We start from the raw sequence: 14,235 nt of genomic DNA, 5'->3' as shown, positions 1-14,235 counted from the left end.
TTAGCGTCAGAGTGACGATGGCCATCCTGTCGATGTGACGAGAACCGCTCGTCGAATCGGATGCTTCCGGGCGTGGCCGAATCGATACTTCGAAGATGCTGACCGCCGTCCTCCTGCTGGCCGGCCTCGCGGGACTGGTCGCGGTGGCCCGCAACGACGCCTGGAGCCTGGTGACCAGGATGGCGGACGGCCGGTTCCTGGCCCTGCTGGTGGTGTCCGTGCTGACGAACATCGGCGGGCTGCTGCTCGGGCTGCTGTCCTGGCGAGCCGTCCTGGACGACCTCGGGCCGCCCGTCGGGCTGTTCGGCAGCGCCCGGATCTTCTTCTGCGGGCTGCTCGGCAAGTTCCTTCCGACCCCGGTGTTCGGGCTGCTCGCGCACATCCAGCTCGGCGCCGAGTACGGGGCCACGGCCGGGCGGATGGTCACCACGTACGTGGTCAGCCTGGGTATCACCATGCTGACCGCCTGCCTCGCCGCGCTCGGCATCGCGCCCGCCGTGCTCGGCGGGAACACCTGGTGGCTGGCCCTGCCGGTGCTGGTCCTGCTCTGCTTCGTGGTCCGCCCCGGCCTGATCGGCGCGTCGGTGGAGCGCGGCGCCCGGCTGTTCCGCCGGCCGCCGCCGACCGGGCGCAACTCGCCCCGCGCGGTGCGGGTCTCGCTCGCCCTGGCGCTGCTGTCCTGGTTCTCCGCCGGGCTGCACCTGTGGCTGGTCGTGGTCGCCCTGGACGGGCCGCCCGCCCGCTCGCTGTCCGCCTGCGTCGGGGGCTTCGCGCTGGCCACCGTCGCCGGGACGCTGACCATCGTCCTCCCGGACGGCCTGGGCGCCCGGGAGATGGTCCTGGTGCTGTCGCTCTCGACGGTCGTGCCGGTCTCCACGGCCGGCGCCGCCGCGATCGTCTCCCGGCTGGTCTGCACGGTGGCCGAACTGGGCACCGCCGGGGTAATGATTCTGGTGACCAGGTCACGACGGGGCACGCCCCCGGCCGCGGCCGGCGACACCACCGACAACCCCCCTGGAGGGAAGACTGATGCGGTACCGCAGCCTCGGAGTTGACGGTCAGTCCGTCAGCGCGCTCTGCCTCGGCGCGATGACCTTCGGCACCACCGTCGACGAGGAGACCGCGACGGCGATCCTCGACCGCTTCACCGAAGCCGGCGGGACGTTCATCGACACCTCGAACAACTACGCATTCTGGGCGGACGGCGCGAACGGCCACGAGAGCGAGGAACTGCTCGGCCGCTGGACGGCCCGCCGCGGCAACCGCGACGGCCTGGTGCTCGCCACCAAGCTCGGCGCCCGCCCGGTGCCCGGACTGCCCTTCCCCGAGCACATCGAGGGCCTGTCCGCCCCCGCGGTGCGCGCCGCGGCCGAGGGCAGCCTGCGCCGGCTCGGCACCGACCGGCTGGACCTGTACTACGCGCACGTGGCCGATCCGGCCACGCCGGTCGAGGAGACCATGGGCGCCTTCGCCGGGCTGGTCGCCGAGGGCAAGGTCACCGCCCTCGGGTGCAGCAACCACGACGCCGGCCAGCTGGCCGCCGCCAACGACCTGGCGGCCGAGCGGAGTTGGCCCGGCTACCGGTGCGTCCAGCAGCGCCACAGCTACCTGCGGCCGCGTCCCGACGCGGACTTCGGCATCCAGAAGCACGCCGACGAGGCCCTGCTCTCCTACCTCGCCCCGCGGCCGTCGATGACGCTGGTCGCCTACTCCCCGCTGCTCGGCGGCGCGTACTGCCGCCCCGACCGCCCGCTGCGCGAGCAGTACGAGGGGCCGGAGACGAAGGCCCGGCTGGCCGCGCTGGCGGAGGTGGCCGAGGAGACCGGCGCCACCGTCAACCAGGTCGTCCTGGCCTGGCTGATCGGCCACCCCGTCCCGACCGTCCCGGTCATCGGAGCCAGCTCCGCCGCCCAACTGGAGGAGAGCCTGGGCGCATTGGACCTCGTCCTCGACGAGGAGCAGCGCCGGCGACTGGACACCGCGGCCTGAGCGAGGCCGACCCGCCCTCCGTCCGACCGCCGGGGCCTGTCGTGCGGGACAGGCCCCCGCCCGCCGGATCGGATCAGATCCAGCCCTCCTTCGCCGCGCGCACCCCCGCCTCGAAGCGGCTGCGCGCGCCCAGCCGGCCCATCAGCTGGGAGCTCATCCGGCGCACCGTGCGCAGCGACACCCCGAGCCGCCGGGCGGCCACCTCGTCGGTGCAGCCGATGCCGAGCAGGAGCAGCAACTCCCTTTCCTGGGGCGTCAGATCGTGCTCGTTGCGGCGCGGGTCCTGGCCGAACGGGGTGCCGGCCGCCCAGAACTGCTCGAACAGCAGCACCAGCGCCCTCACCACCCCCGGGGTCCGGACCTCCAGCGCGCCGGTACGGCCGTCCTGCGGGTCGATCGGCACCAGCGCCGTCTCCCGGTCCACCACCACCAGCAGCATCGGGAGGAACGGCACCGTACGGGCCTCGCCGCCGAGCCCGGTGAACCAGCGGACGTACTCCAGGGTCGGCGGGTCGTTGCGGAAGCTCTCCTGGTAGATGCTCCTGATCCGCACCCCGCGCTCCAGCGCCTGCCGGTCCAGCGGTTCGCTGGCGTCCATGGTGTCCGGCAGCTGGGCGCCACCGGGCAGCAGGGAGAGGCACTCGTGCTCGGCGGTGGAGGCCAGGTCCTCCAGCCGCTTGCGGACCGCGTCCAGCCCCTCCAGCCGCTGGATGATCTCGTGCCGCGGGGCCCGGTTGGCGTTGAAGCGGGCGCTCAGCGCCGTCACCGCCTGCCCGGCGGACTCGATCTGCCGCTGACGCCTGCTCAGATCCGCGGTGGCCCGCGAGAGCAGGAACCCGAAGCCGATGTCCGGGTTGAACGGCACCGCGTCCAGGCAGCCGTCCTCCAGGTCCACCAGGTCGAGCTCGGCCAGCCGGTTCAGCGCGGAACGCACCCGCTCCTCGCTCCACCCCAGACGCTCGGCCATGTCGACGACCCGGAACCCCGGCTCCTCGACGAGCAGCCGGTACACGGCCTCGGCCGACGGTTCGATGCCCAGAACTTCCAGCACAGCGCTTCCCCCGCGTGTCCCGCCCGTTTCTCCTCGGAGGCTAAGCCAGCGGGCCGATCAGGTCCAGACCAATTTTTGTAGGATGGCCGCCGTCCCGCCCGCCCCCGGGACCACCCGCCCAGGCCGGCGGCGGCGACCCGGACGGAGCCCCGAAAAACGACCCCTAGGGGGCGTGGACACGTACGACCACGGGAATGGCCAGGTCGTAGAGGCAAGGCCACGAGTCATGAGAAGGTACCGCCCATGAAGGCAATAAAGTTCGTCCTGAATGTCATCTGGTTGATTTTCTGCGGCATTTGGATGGCCTTTGCCTACGTGCTCGCCGGAATCATCTGCTGCGTCCTGATCGTCACGATCCCGTTCGGGATCGCGTCCTTCCGGATCGCCGGGTTCATCCTGTGGCCGTTCGGGCGCACGACGGTGGAACGGCCGGACGCCGGGGCGGCGTCGTGCGTGGGGAACGTCATCTGGCTGGTGTTCGCCGGGTGGTGGCTGGCGCTCGGGCACCTGATCACCAGCATCCCGCTGTTCCTGTCGATCATCGGCATCCCCTTCGGGTGGGCCAACCTGAAGATGATCCCGGTCTCGCTGATGCCGCTCGGCCGGGAGATCGTCCCGACCGACCAGGAGTGGGGCCGGTAACCACCGCGCGGACCCCGACGGCCGGCGAGAGGCAGCAGCCCTCGCCGGCCGTCGGCGTTCCCGGGCTCAGGCCCGGCCGGCGCGGGCCCGGCGCAGGCCGTAGGCGGCGGCGCCGAGGGCGAGGACGGCGGCGCCCCACAGGACGGAGGCCGCGGGCAGGGCGAAGGCGAGGGCGAGGCAGCCGGCCGCGCCGAGCACCGGGACGGCGCGCGGGGGGCGGCCCTCGGCCGGGGTGAGGGTCCAGGCGGAGGCGTTGGCGACGGCGTAGTAGGCGAGGACGCCGAAGGAGGAGAAGCCGATCGCGCCGCGGACGTCGGTGAGGGCCGCGGCGAGGGCGACGACGGCGCCGACGGCCAGTTCGGCGCGGTGCGGGACGCCGAAGCGCGGGTGGACGGCGGCCAGCGGGTGCGGGAGGTGGCGGTCGCGGGCCATCGCCAGGGTGGTGCGGGAGACGCCGAGGATCAGGGCGAGCAGCGAGCCGAGCGCGGCGACCGCCGCACCGATGCGCACCACCGGGGCGAGGGCGGGCACCCCGGCGGCCCGGACGGCGTCGGCCAGCGGCGCGGCGCTGTGGGCGAGGCGGTCGGGGCCGAGGACGGCCAGGACGGCGAGGGCGACGGCGGCGTACACGACGAGGGTGATCCCGAGGGCGATCGGGATCGCCCTCGGGATGGTGCGCCGCGGGTCGCGGACCTCCTCGCCGAGGGTGGCGATCCGGGCGTACCCGGCGAAGGCGAAGAACAGCAGGCCGGCGGCCTGGAGCACACCGTGGAAACCGGCGTCCGCGCCGATCGCCCAGTGCCCGGCGTCGGCCGCGCCGCCGGTCAGGCAGGCGGTGACCACGGCGGCCAGCACCGCCAGGACGACGGCCACGATCGCCCGGGTCAGCCAGGCCGCCTTCTGCACGCCGACGCAGTCGACGGCGGTCAGCGCGACGACGGCGGCGACCGCGACGGCGTGGGCCTGGGCGGGCCAGACGTAGGAGCCGACGGTGAGGGCCATCGCGGCGCAGGAGGCGGTCTTGCCGACGACGAAGCCCCAGCCGGCCAGGTACCCCCAGAAGTCGCCGAGCCGCTCCCGGCCGTAGACGTAGGTGCCGCCGGACCGCGGGTAGCGGGCGGCCAGCCGGGCCGAGGAGGTCGCGTTGCAGTACGCCACCGCGCCGGCCAGGGCCAGTCCGACCAGCAGCCCGGAGCCCGCGGCCGCGGCGGCGGGCGCGAGCGCGGCGAAGACGCCCGCGCCGATCATCGAGCCCAGCCCGATCACCACGGCGTCGAACACTCCGAGCCGGCGCCGCAGCTCCCCCGCCCCGGTCGCCGTCGGCGACGTCCCCATCCGCTGTACCCCTCCCGGTCGGCTGCGGTGTCGGCGCACCCTACCGGAGCCGGGGAAACGGCGGGTGCGGGCCCGGGCGCGCGGGCCGTGGCCGCGGACGGGGACGGGGACGGGGACGGGCCCGGGACGGGGGCGGCAGCCGGGTCAGCGGCCGAGCCGCTCCGCCAGGGCCCGCAGGTCGGCGGTGACCGCGCCGCGCACCGGGCGGGACATCAGCGGGCCGGCCAGGCGGAGGCCGCCGCGGACCCGGATGCGGGCGAAGGTGCCGCTCTGGGTGGGCTCGAAGGTGTAGGTGACGCGCATCGGCATCGGCCCGGCGACGGAGACCATGTCGAGCACCGTCGGCGGGTCGTGGCGCACCACGCGCAGCACGTACGAGAAGGACCTGCCCAGGAAGCGGGCGGTCCGGGTGACCTCGGCGCCCACGCCGAAGCCGCCCGTGTCGGCCTCCCGGGTGAGGGTGGCGGTGCGGATGCCCCGGGCCCACTCGGAGTCGTGGCGCCAGTCCATCGCGTAGGTGGCGACCGCGGCGGGCGGGAGGGGGATCAGGCGTTCCACTGTGACGTCGAGGGGCATGATCACACTCTCCCGCCGGGCGGGCCGCCACGCTCCCCGGACTCGCCCGGGCGGAGGGGCGGGGCGGACGGAGGGGCGGGGGCGGGCGGAGGGGCGGGGGCGGACGGAGGGGCCGGCTACAGCCCGAGGATCCGCTGGGCCCGCTCCCGCATCTCGACCTTGCGGATCTTCCCGGTGACCGTCATCGGGAACTCGTCGACCACGTGCACGTAGCGCGGGATCTTGAAGTGGGCGAGCCGGCCGGCGCAGTACCGGCGGACGGCCTCGGCGGTGAGCGGCTCGGCGCCCTCCCGCATCCGGATCCAGGCCATCAGCTCCTCGCCGTACTTGTCGTCGGGGACGCCGATGACCTGGACGTCGAGGACGTCCGGGTGGGCGTGGAGGAACTCCTCGATCTCGCGCGGGTAGAGGTTCTCGCCGCCGCGGATCACCATGTCCTTGATCCGGCCGGTGATGGCGAGGTAGCCCTCCTCGTCCATCACCGCGAGGTCCCCGGTGTGCATCCAGCGGGCGGCGTCGACGGCCTCGGCGGTGCGCTCCGGCTCGCCCCAGTAGCCGAGCATGACGGAGTAGCCGCGGGTGCACAGCTCGCCGGGCTCGCCGCGCGGGACGGTGCGGCCGGTGGCCGGGTCGACCACCTTGACCTCCAGGTGCGGGCCGACCCTCCCCACCGTGGCGACCCTGCGCTCGACCGGGTCGTCGACCCGGGTCTGGAGGGAGACCGGCGAGGTCTCGGTCATGCCGTAGCAGATGGAGACCTCGGTCATGCCCATCCGCTCGATGACCTCCTTCATCACCTCGCTCGGGCAGGGCGAGCCGGCCATGATGCCGGTGCGCAGGCTGGAGAGGTCGTAGCGGCCGAAGTCCGGGTCGGCCAGTTCGGCGATGAACATGGTCGGCACGCCGTACAGCGAGGTGCAGCGCTCGGCGTCGACGGCGGCCAGGGTGGCGCCGGGTTCGAACGCCGGGGCGGGGATGACCGTGCAGGCGCCGTGCGAGGTGGCGGCCAGGTTGCCCATCACCATCCCGAAGCAGTGGTAGAAGGGCACCGGGACGCAGATCCGGTCCTGCTCGGTGTAGTCGAGCAGCTCGCCGACGAAGTAGCCGTTGTTGAGGATGTTGTGGTGCGAGAGGGTCGCGCCCTTGGGGAAGCCGGTCGTCCCGGAGGTGTACTGGATGTTGATCGGGTCGTCGGGGGCCAACTCGGCCTGGCGCTCGGCGAGTCGGGAGGCGTCGGCCTTCCGCCCGGCAGCGGTGACGGCGTCCCAGGCGGGGCTGCCGATCAGCAGGACGCGCTCCAGCTCCGGGCACCGCGGCCGGACTTCCTCGATCATCCCGGCGTAGTCGGAGGTCTTGAAGCGTTCGGCGGCGACCAGCAGCCGGATCCCGGCCTGGTTCAGCACGAACTCCAACTCGTGGGCGCGGTAGGCCGGGTTGACGGTGACCAGGATCGCGCCGAGCTTGGCGGTGGCGTACTGGGTGAGGGTCCACTCGGCGCAGTTGGGGGCCCAGATGCCCACCCGGTCGCCCTTGGCGATCCCGAGTTCCAGCAGGCCGAGCGCCAGGGCGTCGACGTCGGCGGCGAGTTCGGCGTACGTCCAGCGGCGGGCGGTGGCCCGGTCGACCAGGGCGTCGCGTTCGGGGAAGGCGCGCACCGCGCGGTCGAGGTTCTCCCCGATGGTGTCGCCGAGCAGCGGGACGTCCGAGGTGCCGGAGGCGTAGCTGCGCGGGGTCGGCGTGGTCGGCACGGGCAGGCTCCTGGGGGACGGCGGTGCGGGACAGGCACCATGCTCGCGGCCCCCGACGCGCGCCGCCACCCCCGAACGGGGGTACGGACACGGCGCCGGGGCCGCCCGTCGGGTTCGACGGACGGCCCCGGGCCCGCGGGGGCAGTGCTACTCGTTGATGCAGATGTTGCCGAAGGCCGGGTTGAGGAGCCCGATGATGTCGATCGAGTTGCCGCAGATGTTGGCCTCGAGGTTGACCGGGACCTGGATCAGGTTGCCGGAGAGGACGCCGGGCGAGCCGATGGCGGCACCGTTGGCGGTGGCGTCGCCGGCGGAGGCGGTCCCGGCACCGGCGAGGACCGTCACCGCGGCGAGGGCCGTGGCGGCGAAGGCGGTACGCATGCGCATTGCTTCACTCCTTGTGAGCAGAGCGGGTCAAAGTGTGACGATCACACCTCGCCCACGATCACAAGCGATCCGTCCTCCCGCACGCCGGATTGACCCGTCCTAGGGCGCGTCGGCCTCCCGCCCCTCCCCCGGCCCCGCCGGCGACGCCGGCCCGGGACCGGCGACGCTCAGTGATTCCAGCAGCTCCCGGGCCGGGGACAGCCCCGGCTCGGCCGCCACCGCGCGGTGCAGCAGCCCCAGCGCGAGCGGCCCCCGCCCGGCCGCCAGGGCGTCCAGCGCCCGGTTGTAGTCGATCCGACCGGCGTAACGCAGCCGGAACAGCACGGACAGGTCCTCCCGGCAGGCGGGGCAGCGCAGGGTCTCCCGGTCCGCCGGCACCCGGCACAGCGGGCAGGTCACCTCCGGCGCGCTCGCCGCGCCCACGACGCTCACAGCACTCATCGCGGCCCCGCCTCCTCCGGCCGCACCGGGCCGAGCGACTCCTGGGCCGGCTCGCTGCCCAGCTCCCGCTGCGCCTGCGCGTACAGGGCCAGCAGGTTCGACATGTGGGTGTTGACCTCCGCCATGTTGGGCGCCTCCACCGCCTCGTCCAGCCCGCGCAGCTCGGCCATGATCAACTGGGCGAGGGCGGGCGAGACCATGTTCTGAGTCACGTAGACGTTGCACATCGTCAGCATCCGCATGGTGTGCCCGAGCGCGTCGCACAGCTCGTCCGCCTTCTGGGCCGCGCGCACCGCGCCCTCCCAGTCCGCGGCCTCCCGGCGCAGCCGCAGCTCGGCGGCCACCGACCGCAGTCGGTCCAGGTCGCTCGGGTCGAGGTGCTTCTCGCAGTAGTGGATGAACAGGCTCAGGTACGCCTCGGAGCCGCGCACCCAGCGCTGGGCCTTGAGCTGCTGCTGGGCCCGCTCCAGCGCCGCGTCCACCGACTGGCCGCGGGTCTGCCCGGCCGCCAGGTCGTCCAGGGTGTCCATCAGCCGCTGTGCCTCGCGCCGCTCGGCCTCGGTCAGCTCACCGCCCCAGCGGTCGGTGAAGGACTCGATCTGCCGCTGCTGCTCCTCGACCTGCACCTTCAGCTCGGGATCGAGGGTGACCCGCTCCAGCTTGACGGTCTTCTCGGCGCCGCCCTGGATCCGCACCGACAGGGTGATGGTGCGGTCCCGGTCGAGGCCGAACGAGACCTCCACCGGGGTACGGCCGCCCAGGCCCTCGGGCAGCCGCAGGGTGAGGTGGCCGATCAGCTCGTTCTGCTGGGCGATCTCGTGCTCGCCCTCGTAGACCGCGACCTCCAGCCGCTGCCGGCCGCTGCCGGAGACCACGAACTCCCGGCTGACCGGCGAACCCGTCGGGTAGCTGGTGTTCTTGGGGATGATGACGGCGAGGCGCCCGTCGTTGAGCTCGATGCCGAGGTTCTTCGGGGTGATGTCGAACGGGTTGGTGACCTGCGCCAGTTCACCGCAGCCCGGGCAGACCTCGCAGCCGGGCGGGTTGACCACCCCGCAGGAGGAACAGCGCAGGCCGATGTCCTCGGCGGCGGTGCCGGCCACCCTGGTCCGACCGGGGGCGGCCGAGTCGAGCGGCTCCCCGCACAGCTCGCAGGCGGTGACGCCCGGGGCGGCCGGGGTGCCGCAGCGCGGGCAGTTGCCGCCCTGCACCACGGTGGTGGCCCCGGTCCGCGCCGGGCCCGCCGTGCCTGTCACGGAGGCCCCGGCGGCACCCGAACCGTCCAGCGCCTGCTCGCACTTGGGGCAGGAAGAGGCGTCGGCGTCGACCGGGATGTGGCAGGCCGGGCAGGAGACCCGGTCCCCGCCGAGCAGGGTGGTGGCACAGTTGGCGCAGTTGGAGGCCGACAGGTCGCCGGGGGCCCGGCACTCGGGGCACTCGACCTCACCGACCAGCGCGGACTGCACGGCCGCGCCGAGCGCCACGCACTGCATCGGGTTGACGCCGCGCCGGATCCGGCGCGGGCCGAAGACCTCGCCCAACCGGCGGGCGACCAGCGGGATCGCGGTCGAGCCGCCGACCAGCACCACCTCGTCGATGTCCCCGACGGTCAGGTTGGCCTGCATGATCGCCTTGTGGGTCAGCTCGATGGTGCGCTCGATCCGGGCCTCGATCAGCTCCTCGAAGCGGGAGCGCTCGAACTCCGTCTCCAGCACCAGCTGTCCGGCGCCCAGGCCCGGCAGGATGACCTCGGAGGACTCCTGGTTGGAGAGCTCGATCTTGATGGTCTCGGCGGTGGCGGCGATCTTCGGACGGTCGCGCAGGTCGGGCTGGTACTCCGCGCCGTACTCCTCGCGGATGTCCTCCAGCAGCGCGCTGGTGATCCCGCGGTCGAAGTCGTCACCGCCGAGCAGGTTGTCGCCCTCGATGCCGAGCACCGAGACCGAACCGGGCACCAGCAGCAGGATCGAGATGTCGAAGGTGCCGCCGCCCAGGTCGTAGACCAGGACCGTCCTCCCCTCGTCGCCCGCCTCGGAGGTGATGCCGTAGGCGAGCGCGGCGGCGGTCGGCTCGTTGATGATCCGCAGCACGTGCAGGCCGGCCATCCGGCCCGCCTCCTGGGTCGCGGCGACCTGCCGCTCTCCGAAGTACGCGGGCACGGTGATGACGGCCCGGTGGAAGGGCTCGCCGAGGCGCTGCTCGGCGTCCTCCTTCAGGCGGTGCAGGATGATCGCGGAGACCTCGATCGGGGTGTACGAGCGGCCGTTGAACCAGACGTTGACGTCGCCGTCGGTGCCCGCGGTGACCTTGTAGTCCACCTCCTTCAGGGCCGCCTGGACCTGCGGGTCCTTGAACTTGCGGCCCATGAAGCGCTTGACCGAGCGGATCACGTTGGCGCCGTCGACGGCGATCCGGCTGCGGGCGGTGGACCCCACCAGCAGCTCGCCCTTGCGGCCGCTGCCGACCACGGAGGGCGTGGCCTCCTGGTTCTGCCGGTTGAAGATGATCTCCGGCTCGCCCCGGCGCAGGTGGGCGACCACGGAGTTGGTGGTGCCCAGGTCGATGCCGAGTGTGCGGTACATGTCGTTCCCCTCTTGCCCCTCGTGGTCCTGGCTACTTCTTGCGCTTGGCCTGCTTGGCCTCGCCCGCCTGCTTGGCCTCGCCCGCCTGCTTGGCCACGGCCTTGGCCCGGCGGCGGGCCCGGGGCGGGGCCGCCTTGGGCTGGACGCGGGTGAGCGGCGCGGTGACGGCGGCGGTGACGGCAGCGGTGACGGCGTCGGCGTTCGTGGACAGGGTGGCCTCGGGCGACTCCGGAGTCCCCGGCGACTCCGACGGCTCCGACGACTCCGACGGCCCGGCCTCGGCAGCCTCGGCCTCGGCGGCCTCGGCGGCCTCGGAGGCTCCGGGGGTCCCGGCGGGCGCGGGCGGCTCCGGGAGCGGGACGTCCGGCTCCGCCGGGCCCTCCGCCGACTCCGCCGTCGGCCCGTCCTCGGGGCCCGGTTCCGGCTCCGGGTCCGGCTCCGGCGCGGCAACCACCACCTGGGCCCGGCGCAGCACCTCGTCCCCCCAGAAGAACCCGGTCACCACCGTCCGCACCACGGTCTCCGGCGCCACCCCGGAGCGGGCCTCGGTGCCCACGATCTCGGTCAGGTCCGGGTCGGCGGTCATGCCCTCCAGCCGCATCGGCCGGACCCCGGCCTTGGCGAGCCGCCCGAGCAGCCGTCGCCGGGTGGCTTCCAGGCCGGCGCCGCGTCCCAGTGCCACCAGCTCGCGGTCCAGGCCGAGGGCGGCGAGCGCGTCGTCCACCTCGACCAGGATGCCCAGCAGTTCGCGCTGCTCGGCCCGGGCGGCCTGCTTCTGCTCCGTCAGCTTGCTGCCCAGCAGGGACGCCCGGAACAGCAGCCGGCCGAACGACTGCTCCAGGTCGACGTCCTCGACTCCGGGCGGGATCTCCAGCGGCCGGTGGCCGTCGGGCAGGACCGCGGCGGGCGTGTCCGGCGTTCCGGTGGGCACGTGGGTGGGCGTTCCGGCGGGTGCGTCGGTCATTCGGGTACCTCGATCTGCGGCAGCACGGACAGGTCCGCCGCGTAGCGGGCGGGGACGGGCGGTTCGGGGTCGGCGCCGCCGGGGGGCGGCTCGGCGAAGTCGGCGGCCAGTTCGACCCGGTGGAGGGCGGGCAGGGCGGCGGCGGGCGGCAGCGGCGGGCGCTCGATCACCAGCAGCGGTTCGGCGAGCGCGGCGGCGAGCAGTCCGGCGGCCTGGTCGACCGGCTCCGGCGGGAGGGGCTGCTGGAGGTCCGCCTCCAGGCGCCGGTCCGGGTTGCGCAGCAGCGCGGCGGCCTCCTGGATCTGCTGACGGCTGTACCGGCCGGCCCGCATCGCCGGTCCGACGGCGAGGTTGATCTCGCGCACGCCGGCCGTGAGCGGGATGCCCAGGACCTCGTACGGCGACGGTTCGTGCAGTGGCATGGCGGGCGGTCCCTCTCCTCACGGTGGTGGTCTGCGGCCCGGGCGGCCACACGCGGCGACGGGTGGCGCCCCGGGCGGCGGCGGGGCTCCGGCGTACACTCCAGGACGACGCCAACTGCTGCGCGGTTGCCGTCAGTAGAGCGAGTTGATCCGCAGCTGCATGGCATGCAGCTCGACGTCGTCCGGGCTGTACTCGACGGCCGCGCGGGCGAGGTCCCGGGCCTCCCGGAGCTTGCGGGCGTTGGCCTGCTGGACGGCGAACGAGCCGTAGACGATGCCGAGTTCGCGGCGCAGCTTGTCGGTGTCCTCCGCCGTCCCGGACAGCTCCAGGGCCTCCTCCAGCAGCCGGATCGCCGCGCGGTAGCGGCGGCCCTCGTAGTGGCTGATGGCCTTCCCCCGCCAGACGCTGACCATCAGCCGGCGGATGTCGGTCGAGTCGTCGTAGGACCTGGCCTTCTGGAGCATCGCGGCCTGGTCGGTGAACGGCTGGTCCTGCATGGCGTCCACCACATGGTTGGCGAGCATCACCGAGACCCGGCGCGGGGCCTCCTGCTCGACCGCGCCCTCCCACTCCGGGTCGGCGTGCAGGGCCTCGGCCATCCGCTCGACGGCCCGGCGGCGGTCGTCGGCGAAGGCGGCCGAGCGGGCGAGGTGGCGCAGGACGAAGGCGAGGCCGATCCGGTGGTCCGGGTCGGGGTTGAGCTCGATCAGCGCCCGCCAGGCCTCGGCGGCCTCCTCCAGTTCCGCGTCGGTGGCGTCGGGGCGGCTGAGCTGGCCGGCCCGGTTGCCGAGGGCGGCCTCCAGGAAGTGCCGGGCGGTCGGGTCGCCGGGGGCGAGCTCCAGGCTCTTCTCCAGCAGGGCGAGCGCGCGGGGGTAGTCCTGGTCCTCGTTGTTGATCTTGCGCGCCCACTGGGCGTAGGTGGCGCCGAGGTCGCCCCGCACCTCCGGGTCATCGGGGGCCAACGCCAGGGCCCGCTCCAGGAGTTCGGCAGCCCCTTCCTGGTCGTCCAGGCTGTTCTTGAGCAGTGCGCGGGCGGCCCGGAGGCCGGACTCGGCGGCGATCGCGGCGGCGTCGGCGGGCAGCCTGGCGCCGGGGACGGCCCGGGCGCGGGTGAGGCTGTCCAGCGCCTCCCGCCAGTCCTGGTTGCGGTGGTGCTCGCGGGCCTGGCTGACCAGGGACTCCCCGAGCAGCGCCTGCCAGTCCTCGCCGCGCCGCTGCTCCGGCACCGCGTCCAGGGCGGCGACGGCGGCGGCCTGCCGTCCCTGGAGCTGGAGGTAGCGCTGCGGACCGAAGTCGCCGAACAGGCCGAGGGCCCGGGTCGGCGCGGGCGCGTCGGGGCCCGCGAGCCGCTGCCGCCAGGGCCGGACGGCCTGCTCGAACGCCTCCTCCCAGCCCGCGAGTTCGGGCTCCTCCCGGAGCAGCCGGTCCAGGGCTGGACCGAGCGCGAGACGGCGGGCCGGGCGGCCGGGCAACGTGATCCGGACGTCCTCCTGGGCGAACGCGTCCGCGCAGTGCGCCTCCATGCCGAGGCGCAGCGTCCAGGCGGTGACCTCGTCGCCGCTGCGCCCGGCGGCCCGGTCCAGGGCGCGCAGGTCGTCGCGGAGGCGGTCGAGCAGGGCGGTGCGGGCTGCGGCGGCCCGCTGGGGTTCGGCGGTGCGGCCGGTGGTCCGGGCGGACTCGGCCCACAGCTCGGGTTGGTGCAGGGCCGCGACCAGGCAGCCGAGCGTCCAGGCCCAGACCTCCTCGTCGGCGCCGGGGGCACCGGTCGCGGCGGGGGCACCGGTCGCGGCGGGGGCGTCGGTCGTGCCGTGGCCGGCGGCCAGCCGGTAGCCGGCCAGGCCGAGCGCGTGGAGCAGCCGGGGGTGGGCCGGGTCCCTGCGCAGCACCTCGCGGTAGGCCTCCCAGGCCTCCCGGTGGCGGCCGTCGAGGACGGCCTGGTGCGCCTCGTGCTCGGCGAGCAGGACGAGTGCGTCCGCCGCCCGCTCGTGCTCGGGTGCGAGCCGCAGGGCCTGGCGCAGGTCCACGGCGGCCGGGCCGGGCCGGCCTGCTGGTCACACAAGTGCGTGTCATCACCAGCACGGACCGTAGGAGTTGTGA

The 14,235-nt window shown here is 74.2% G+C and carries 13 protein-coding genes; 3 read left to right on the top strand and 10 right to left on the bottom strand.

Annotated features, from left to right (window positions below):
- The first annotated feature begins 95 nt into the window (after positions 1–95).
- The gene (locus AB0E96_RS27880) at positions 96–1,055 is read left to right on the top strand and encodes a lysylphosphatidylglycerol synthase domain-containing protein (RefSeq protein WP_359828311.1); all 960 of its coding nucleotides are present in this window, start codon (positions 96–98) and stop codon (positions 1,053–1,055) included.
- Entirely contained in the window at positions 1,030–1,989 is a 960-nt protein-coding gene (locus tag AB0E96_RS27875) for an aldo/keto reductase (protein WP_359828309.1), read from the top strand. Before AB0E96_RS27880 ends, AB0E96_RS27875 begins: the two co-directional genes overlap by 26 nt.
- A gap of 73 nt (positions 1,990–2,062) precedes the next feature.
- Here the strand turns inward: AB0E96_RS27875 and AB0E96_RS27870 are convergent, their stop codons facing one another.
- Entirely contained in the window at positions 2,063–3,040 is a 978-nt protein-coding gene (locus AB0E96_RS27870) for a LuxR C-terminal-related transcriptional regulator (protein ID WP_359828307.1), read from the bottom strand.
- A 243-nt stretch (positions 3,041–3,283) separates the two neighbouring features.
- Here AB0E96_RS27870 and AB0E96_RS27865 point away from each other — a divergent pair, with 243 nt between their 5' ends.
- Positions 3,284–3,682, top strand: a complete 399-nt coding sequence (locus AB0E96_RS27865; RefSeq protein WP_359828305.1) for a YccF domain-containing protein — start codon at positions 3,284–3,286, stop codon at positions 3,680–3,682.
- Positions 3,683–3,748: 66 nt separating this feature from the next.
- On the opposite strand, the gene AB0E96_RS27860 is transcribed toward AB0E96_RS27865, so the two are convergent.
- From AB0E96_RS27860 to AB0E96_RS27820, 9 genes are all read right to left on the bottom strand, one after another.
- Positions 3,749–5,017, bottom strand: a complete 1,269-nt coding sequence (locus AB0E96_RS27860) for an APC family permease (protein WP_359828303.1) — start codon at positions 5,015–5,017, stop codon at positions 3,749–3,751.
- A 144-nt stretch (positions 5,018–5,161) separates the two neighbouring features.
- The gene (locus AB0E96_RS27855) at positions 5,162–5,593 is read right to left on the bottom strand and encodes an SRPBCC family protein (RefSeq protein ID WP_359828301.1); all 432 of its coding nucleotides are present in this window, start codon (positions 5,591–5,593) and stop codon (positions 5,162–5,164) included.
- 116 nt (positions 5,594–5,709) lie between these two features.
- The gene (locus AB0E96_RS27850; protein ID WP_359828299.1) at positions 5,710–7,341 is read right to left on the bottom strand and encodes an AMP-binding protein; all 1,632 of its coding nucleotides are present in this window, start codon (positions 7,339–7,341) and stop codon (positions 5,710–5,712) included.
- Positions 7,342–7,488: 147 nt separating this feature from the next.
- Positions 7,489–7,728 carry a chaplin gene (locus AB0E96_RS27845; protein ID WP_359828297.1) on the bottom strand — a complete coding sequence of 80 codons (240 nt, stop codon included), beginning with the start codon at positions 7,726–7,728 and terminating at the stop codon, positions 7,489–7,491.
- A gap of 99 nt (positions 7,729–7,827) precedes the next feature.
- Positions 7,828–8,169 (bottom strand): hypothetical protein, encoded by a 342-nt coding sequence (locus AB0E96_RS27840; protein WP_359828295.1) that lies wholly within the window; start codon positions 8,167–8,169, stop codon positions 7,828–7,830.
- Complete coding sequence (locus tag AB0E96_RS27835) at positions 8,166–10,751, bottom strand: Hsp70 family protein (protein WP_359828293.1); 2,586 nt, start codon at positions 10,749–10,751, stop codon at positions 8,166–8,168. Before AB0E96_RS27835 ends, AB0E96_RS27840 begins: the two co-directional genes overlap by 4 nt.
- 31 nt (positions 10,752–10,782) lie before the next feature.
- Positions 10,783–11,715, bottom strand: coding sequence for a nucleotide exchange factor GrpE (gene grpE / locus AB0E96_RS27830; protein WP_359828291.1), 933 nt, complete (start codon positions 11,713–11,715; stop codon positions 10,783–10,785).
- Positions 11,712–12,137 carry a hypothetical protein gene (locus AB0E96_RS27825; RefSeq protein WP_359828289.1) on the bottom strand — a complete coding sequence of 142 codons (426 nt, stop codon included), beginning with the start codon at positions 12,135–12,137 and terminating at the stop codon, positions 11,712–11,714. The genes grpE and AB0E96_RS27825 overlap by 4 nt, the downstream gene beginning before the upstream one ends.
- A 132-nt stretch (positions 12,138–12,269) precedes the next feature.
- Positions 12,270–14,162, bottom strand: coding sequence for a hypothetical protein (locus AB0E96_RS27820; protein ID WP_359828287.1), 1,893 nt, complete (start codon positions 14,160–14,162; stop codon positions 12,270–12,272).
- Between the last annotated feature and the right edge of the window lie 73 nt (positions 14,163–14,235).

This window comes from Kitasatospora sp. NPDC036755 (assembly GCF_040636595.1).
GTDB lineage: Bacteria > Actinomycetota > Actinomycetes > Streptomycetales > Streptomycetaceae > Kitasatospora.
Note: the sequence above shows the minus strand (reverse complement) of the source record. Positions and strands in the feature narration are given on the sequence as shown.